General features: G+C 28.1%; 5 protein-coding genes. 3 read left to right on the plus strand and 2 right to left on the minus strand.

The genetic code is table 11. The features are described 5' to 3' along the window. Window positions 1-102 precede the first annotated feature (102 nt). Window positions 103-1,251 carry an AI-2E family transporter gene (locus ACMHJW_RS12525; RefSeq protein ID WP_413533755.1) on the minus strand — a complete coding sequence of 383 codons (1,149 nt, stop codon included), beginning with the start codon at window positions 1,249-1,251 and terminating at the stop codon, window positions 103-105. Window positions 1,252-1,396: 145 nt separating this feature from the next. After that, a complete protein-coding gene (locus ACMHJW_RS12530; protein ID WP_413533756.1) occupies window positions 1,397-3,568 on the minus strand; it encodes a S46 family peptidase in 2,172 nt (723 codons plus the stop codon). A 163-nt stretch (window positions 3,569-3,731) separates the two neighbouring features. Between ACMHJW_RS12530 and ACMHJW_RS12535 the strand changes: the two genes are divergently transcribed. From ACMHJW_RS12535 to ACMHJW_RS12545, 3 genes are all read left to right on the plus strand, one after another. Continuing rightward, window positions 3,732-4,571, plus strand: a complete 840-nt coding sequence (locus tag ACMHJW_RS12535) for a hypothetical protein (protein WP_413533757.1) — start codon at window positions 3,732-3,734, stop codon at window positions 4,569-4,571. A 51-nt stretch (window positions 4,572-4,622) separates the two neighbouring features. Continuing rightward, window positions 4,623-5,336: a lipoyl(octanoyl) transferase LipB gene (gene lipB, locus ACMHJW_RS12540; protein ID WP_413533758.1), complete on the plus strand. Its 714-nt coding sequence runs from the start codon at window positions 4,623-4,625 to the stop codon at window positions 5,334-5,336. A gap of 61 nt (window positions 5,337-5,397) precedes the next feature. Continuing rightward, the coding region (locus ACMHJW_RS12545) for a hypothetical protein (protein ID WP_413533759.1) at window positions 5,398-7,286 on the plus strand (1,889 nt) is incomplete at its 3' end.

Consider the following 7,286-nt stretch of genomic DNA (forward strand, 5'->3'; position numbering starts at 1 on the left):
CTGAAAAGTATAAAAATAAAAAAGTCGATAACGAATTGTTATCGACTTTTTTAATGGATGAAATGATGATTAATGATCTAATTATGTAAAATAGAAATCAGATTACTCAACATTCTCATCCAACTTCTTAGTTTTTAACTTTAATCTTTTGGCTTTCTTTTTAGCTAAAAATGTATTCAGATCTTCATCCATTTCGGTAGACAGTTCATCACCTAAAAGATAACCCCAAGGTTTAAGATCCGTCACATTATCAAAAACTATTTTCATCAAGGCGAGTATCGGAATTGATAATAACATTCCCATAATTCCCCAAGCCATTTCACCAATTACCAATCCAATGATTACAATCAACGAATTAATTTTTACTTTTGAACCAACAATTTGTGGCATAACAACATTTCCATCAATCGCATGAATTACAATAAATGCAATCAAAACAAATAATAATTTTGATGCCGACATTGTTGCAAATGTGATAATTAATGTCACGATCATTGAAATAATAATTCCGACATAAGGAATAACATTTAAAACTCCGGTTAAAATGGCTAATACAAATTTGTATTTCAGTCCAAGAATAGAAAATGCTATAAAAGACAAAACAGAGACGATTAACATTTGTAGAAATAAACCAATCAAATACTGTTTTACCATTTTCTGAATAGAAGTGATAACATTATAAACCTGATCGCGAGTATTTGTATTGAACACGTAATATAAAAATTTCACTAAATGCTGACGATAAATCAATAAGAAAACAATATATAAAAATGTAAACAAAACTGTAACAGCCATTGAAGAAACGATAGAAATTACTTTCTCGATAACAATGGTACTTGTTTCTATGGTTGTTTTGACATTTTTTGTTAAATACTCCATTTGCATATGCGAGTTAACACCAAAAGTATGATGAATCCAACTTTGCAGATTCATAAAAGCTTCTATAATTTGTTTTTGAAAAGTTGGCCATTCATTTGCTATTTCTGTCATTTGTATGGCAATTAAATAGAAAATTCCCAATATAAATGTTGCAAAAAGCAAAGTCGTAATAATACTTGAAACAGCACGAGGTAAACGCAAATATCTTTCAAAAAACGAACAAACAGGTGCTAATAAGATCGAAATTAAGAAACCTAATATCAAAGGAACTAAAATTCCTTTACCTATTATTGAAATGAATGATAAACAAATGATTGACAATAATACGCAAGTTAATTTGATATAAAAAGGCCATTTTTTAATGACTTCCATAAGTAGATGTATTTTTTATTTTTAATAATTATTAATAGGTAGCATAAATATAGTTTTATTTCTTAAGAATTTTATTTCATTTTTTAGATTTATTTCAATAAAAAAGCCACGTTATAATAACGTGGCTTTCTGAGTAAAAGAAATATTATTTTTTCTTCTTTACGTTTTTATTTTCGTCAACGATTGTCATTTCATCAATCAATCGTTGTGCATTTGCATATTTATCAACGACCCATAAAATATAACGAGAGTCAACCATAATGTTACGACAAATCTCAGGATCATAATTCAAATCTGACATTGTTCCTTCCCAAACACGGTCAAAGTTTAATCCGATTAATTCACCTTTTGCATTCAAAGCAGGAGAACCAGAATTACCTCCTGTTGTATGGTTTGTTGCAATAAAGTTTACTGGTAATTTTCCGTCTTTATCGGCATATTTTCCGTAATCTTTTTTGTCATATAAACTCAACATTTGTTTTGGTAAATCATATTCATAATCGCCAGGAATATATTTTTCCATTATACCTTCCATGTGCGTTACTGGCTCATAATAAACAGCATCACGAGGTTGATAACCATCAACTTTTCCATAAGTTACACGCAATGTAGAATTCGCATCTGGGAATATTTTCTTATCTGTAAATACATCCATTTGCGCTTTCATATATGTGCGCATCAATTTGTTGATTTTATCTTGATTTGCTAAATATGTAGGCGATACTTTTGTTTGATTTGCATCTAAAATTAAACGAATTTGAGCAATTAATGCATCTTCTTGTAATGCTTTGATAAATTCAGCATCGTTTTCAGCTAACGTTTGTATGTTACCTAAAACAGATTGTCCGTTAATTTTTTTCGTTCCATTAATAACCGAATTTCCTAAAGCAGCTTTGATATTTGCTGCAGAAGTATTTGGTAATAAATTTTGAGGAACAACTTTGAAATAATTGTCAGCCAAATCAGACGAAATTGTTTTGTCTAATTCCGGATTATAATCCTTGTGCATAGACGCAACTGTATTCAATGCTTTTGCTTTTGTTTCAGCATAATTTGCTTGTCCAACAGCATTCAAAATATTGTTTAACGTTAATGCCATTCTGAATGTTTCTGAGTTTGAGAAAAACGTTTCAGAATACATTGTATAAGCTAAATTATAATCTTGATTTGCTTTATTAAGTTGATTTAATTCAGCAATAATATTTGCATATTGCGCTTTTAATTTTGGATCTTTTGCAATTCGATTCATGAATTCTTGCTCATGTTGTAGACGTTTTTCTACAGCTTTCGAACGGTTTAATCCTAAAACTTCGCCAATCCATTTTTTATGTGCATTCGAGATACGCGCTTGTTTAGAAGCATAAGCGATACGAGTTGCATTATCTTCGCGCATTTTTTTATCGATATGAGATAAAGCAATTGTACGAACATTGATACGTGCAGGATTAATCACATCTTTTATTTGCTCGATAGAAGAAGCAGGTAAATATTCGTCTGTTGTTCCTGGGAATCCATAAACAAATGTGAAATCGTTTTCGTTAATTCCAGAAATATTAATTGGTAAGAAATGTTTTGGTTTATATGGAACATTTTCTGGAGAATAATCTGCAGGTTTGTTGTTCTTATCTGCATAAATTCTGAACATCGAAAAATCTCCTGTATGGCGTGGCCAAACCCAGTTATCAGTATCATTTCCGTATTTTCCAATTGCAGAAGGTGGTGCACCAACTAAACGAACATCTTTATATGTTTCTGTTGTAAATTGGTAATATTTATTTCCTTTGTAAAAAGGTTTGATAAATACAGAACGATAAGATTCTGTTTTACTTTTAGCATTAAAATCTTCAATATTCTTTTTGATGATTTTGTTGCGTTCTTCCTCAGACATATTATCGTTTACACCAGCTAAAATAGCAGTTGTAACATCTTTTATGTCAACAATAAAAGTGGCTGTTAAACCTTTGTTTGGTAATTCGTCTTTCAACTCTTTTGCCCAAAAACCATCTGTTAAATAATCATTTTCTAAAGATGAATGTGCTTGGATTTCTCCATAACCACAGTGATGATTAGTTAATAATAAACCATTTGGAGAAATAACTTCAGAAGTACAACCTCCACCAAAGTGAGCAACTGCATTGTTGATACTTTTATCTCCTGTACTAAAAATGTCTTTTGATGAGATTTTTAATCCCATATCTTTCATTTCCTTTTCATTCAATTCTGTCGGAATCCACATTCCACCACCTTGTTGTGCAAAAACACTAAAGTTTGCAAACAAAGCCATTAAAATAGATCCTTTAACGAATAGTTTCTTCATTTTTATTTGATTATTTTATTCTACCAATTTCTAAGAATTTCAAAGATAGAGATTTTTATTTAATCGTTAATAAATTGCTAAAACCATTATTATTAGTGAGATTTATCAATTTTTTTTATTGAATTAAAAGAATTATTTTTAACAAAAATTAACAATCTTTACCATGACCTATAGTAAAATCTTTACTTTATTATTGATATTAGTTTCATTATCTTCTTGTACGATTTCTGAAGAAGTTATTGTAAATGAAAAAGGAGAATTCGATTATTTGCAGAAAATAGACATTCCACAAATTGGAGCAATGATGAATTCTATTGATATGGATGATAAGATCCAAATGAATCAGATTTCGAATAATGAATATTCTTATTATGAATTTGTTCAGTTATTACAAGAAAAAGGAGGTGAAAAAGTCAGAAATAAAACTAAAAAATTCGATTTATACCAAGACGATTTATCTGCGATTGATTTTTTTAAATTTAGATTAGACTTGAGAGATAAATTTGCAATAGAAATGATTAATAAATCTAAATCTGCAGAAGAATTTAACTCAAATTCAAAAATTATTGAAGAAACTTTCGCTACAATAAAAGAGAAAGATGAAAAAAGAATTATAGATGAATTGAGCCAAAAGAAAAGAAAGCGAAAATCAAAACAATCAGTAGAAGAACCTTTATTTGTTGATAATCCTTTGGCATTGATGACAACTTCTTCTTATACTTATGATGGAAAATCATTTTCTAAAACAATTGATGCTGAAAAATTTTCAAAAGATTTTAAGGAACAAAGCTTTGATAATGATCAAGAAAGAGCGAATTATTTGGGAATGTTGAAACAAATCAAGTTTAAATATAAATATACTTTTCCTAGGAAAATAAAATCTTTGAGTATTCCTGATGCAATGTTTACTTCTGACGGAAAAACATTTATTAAAGAATATACTTTGGACGAGATTATTAATAATCCAAGTTTAGGAAATTTTAAAGTAGAGCTGGAAGATTAATGATAATTTTTCAAATCCTTCGTAAATTTGACATTCGAAACACATTGTGAAATGAAACAAATTGTCGAATTCCAAGATTTAGGAATTAACAGAGATTACCAAGAAATTTGGGATTATCAAGAAAGTCTTTTAGCAGAAAATATAGCCGTAAAACAATATAACAGAGCGCAAGAAAAGGAGGGAAGTACAGATTTTAAAAACACTAGAAATCATTTACTTTTTGTAGAACATCCGCATGTTTATACACTTGGTAAAAGTGGACATTTGGAGAATATGTTGGCTTCGAGCGACAAGTTAAAGGAAATCAATGCAACTTTTGTGAAAACCAATCGTGGTGGAGATATTACTTATCATGGTCCACAACAATTAGTTGGTTATCCGATTATGGATTTGGATAATTTCAAACCAGATATTCATTTGTATATGCGCAATTTGGAAGAAGTAATTATCAAAACTATTGGTGAATATGGATTGAAAGGAGAGCGTTCGCAAGGAGAAACTGGTGTTTGGCTAGATGTTGGTCGACCTTTTGCTCGAAAAATTTGCGCAATGGGCGTTAAAGCTTCACGTTGGGTAACCATGCATGGTTTTGCACTAAATGTGAATACAGATTTGCGTTATTTTGAGTACATTGTTCCATGTGGAATTCAAGACAAAGCCGTTGCTTCATTAGAAAGAGAGCTTGGACAAAAAGTGGATATGGATGAAATAAAAGCATTTACAAAGAAACATTTTGCAGAAGTATTTAATGTTGAAATAAAATAACATTATTCGAAAATATCATTTATTTTTAAGGACCGTTTTTACGGTCTTTTTTATTGCAATAATGAGAAACCTTTTATTTTTATTTCTATTTCTCTCTACCTACACAAAATCTCAATCATTTTCACCAATTATTTCAAATTACTCAAAAAGTGAATATTTGGGAGAATCCCCTATTTGGGATATTACAGAAAATCAAGAACAAGGAAAAGTATATTTTGCAAATAATCGAAATATCTTAGAATATGATGGAAATTTTTGGGAAAAATATTCACCAAATAACTTAACTATTATACGCTCTGTTTTTACAATGAATAATGTTTTGTATTCAGGAGCATTAAATAATTTTGGATATTGGAAAACGATTGATGGAAAAAAAACATACATTTCAATTTCTGATAAATTCAGAATTTTTAAAGGATTAGAACAAGAAGAAATCTGGAAAATTTTTTATCATAATCAATCGATTTATTTTCAATCCTTCAATTATCTTTTTCAATTTGATGGAAAAAGTGTTAAACGATATAAACTACCCGCGCTTTCCTCTTATGTTTATTTGGTTAATGGAAAAATATTAGTAGCTACAATCTCAAAAGGTATTTTTGAATTTAAAAATGGATATTTTGAGTCATTATTTGAAATAGAAAAAGGTAAATCAACTGTAATACATGGAATTGAAAAATATAATGATAATTATTTGATTGGTACATTAACAAAGGGGATTTTTAAGTATAACAAGATTTCTGGTTTACAAGAATTTAATGTAGAATTCAATAAAATATTAAAAAATTATTTAGTTCTAAAAATGATTCGTTTAGAGGGAAAATTAATCATAGGAACTTCAAATAACGGCATCTATGTTTATGACTTAATAAATAATTCATATAAAAATTACAATCAAAACTCTGGTTTAATAAGTAATACTATTCAAAATATAAAGATAGATATAAAAGGGAATGCTTGGCTTGGTACAGATAAAGGTATTTCTAAAATAGAATTGAAAAATAAAACTCAACTTTTATATGATTACAATGGTCATTTAGGAAATGTTTTTACATTTGATTTTTATAAAGACAATATTTTATTAGGAACAAACCATGGATTTTATAATTATTCTAATGCATTGAATTTAACAAATTCAGTTATCGAAAAAGGTCTAATATGGAATGTTACAAATATTGATGATAAAATTTATGTTTCAGATAGTTGGGGAACTTATATCTATTCAGGACAGTTCAAAAAAATTTCTTCAACGAATGGAGGTTTTAAATTGATAAAAAATAGAAATAAATTATATCAATCTTCTTTTACAGGAATCAATGAATATATACAAAACTCTAATCTAGAATCAATAAAATTTTCTGGTATAACTATTCCCATTATTGATTTTATTATTACTGATAACAAAATTTTAGGAACTGGAAAAAATGGAGGATTATATCTATTCGATCTTAAAAATAGAAGAGGAAAAGAGGTATTTTACCAACATAAAAGATTGATAAATCCTCAAATAATCCTTAATGATAAAGAGGTTTTTGTATTGATCGATGATCAACATTTTGTTCATTATGGTATAAATAATAACTTATTTTTAGAGGATAATTTGGATTCTAAATTAAAGAATATTAATCGAATCCGACATTTGAAAGAAAATCTATATCTCGTTGAGTCGGATAATATTTTATATTATTCTAAAATAGTAGAAAATAAATTGATTCATTATCTGATTCCGAAAAAATTATATGATGGTAAATTAGTTGATGATAATTTGACAGCAAGAATAAATGATCAATTTTTATATATTAATCTTGAAAATGGGATATTGAAATATGATTTGAAATCTATACGTAGCGAATTACCAAAGGTTAAAATAAAAGCCAAAATAAATCTTACCTTTTTAGATAATGAACCTAACATTGAATATTCAAATAATTATATTGATTTTTATATTTC

The sequence above is a fragment of the Empedobacter brevis genome, assembly GCF_965118635.1.
GTDB lineage: Bacteria > Bacteroidota > Bacteroidia > Flavobacteriales > Weeksellaceae > Empedobacter > Empedobacter brevis_A.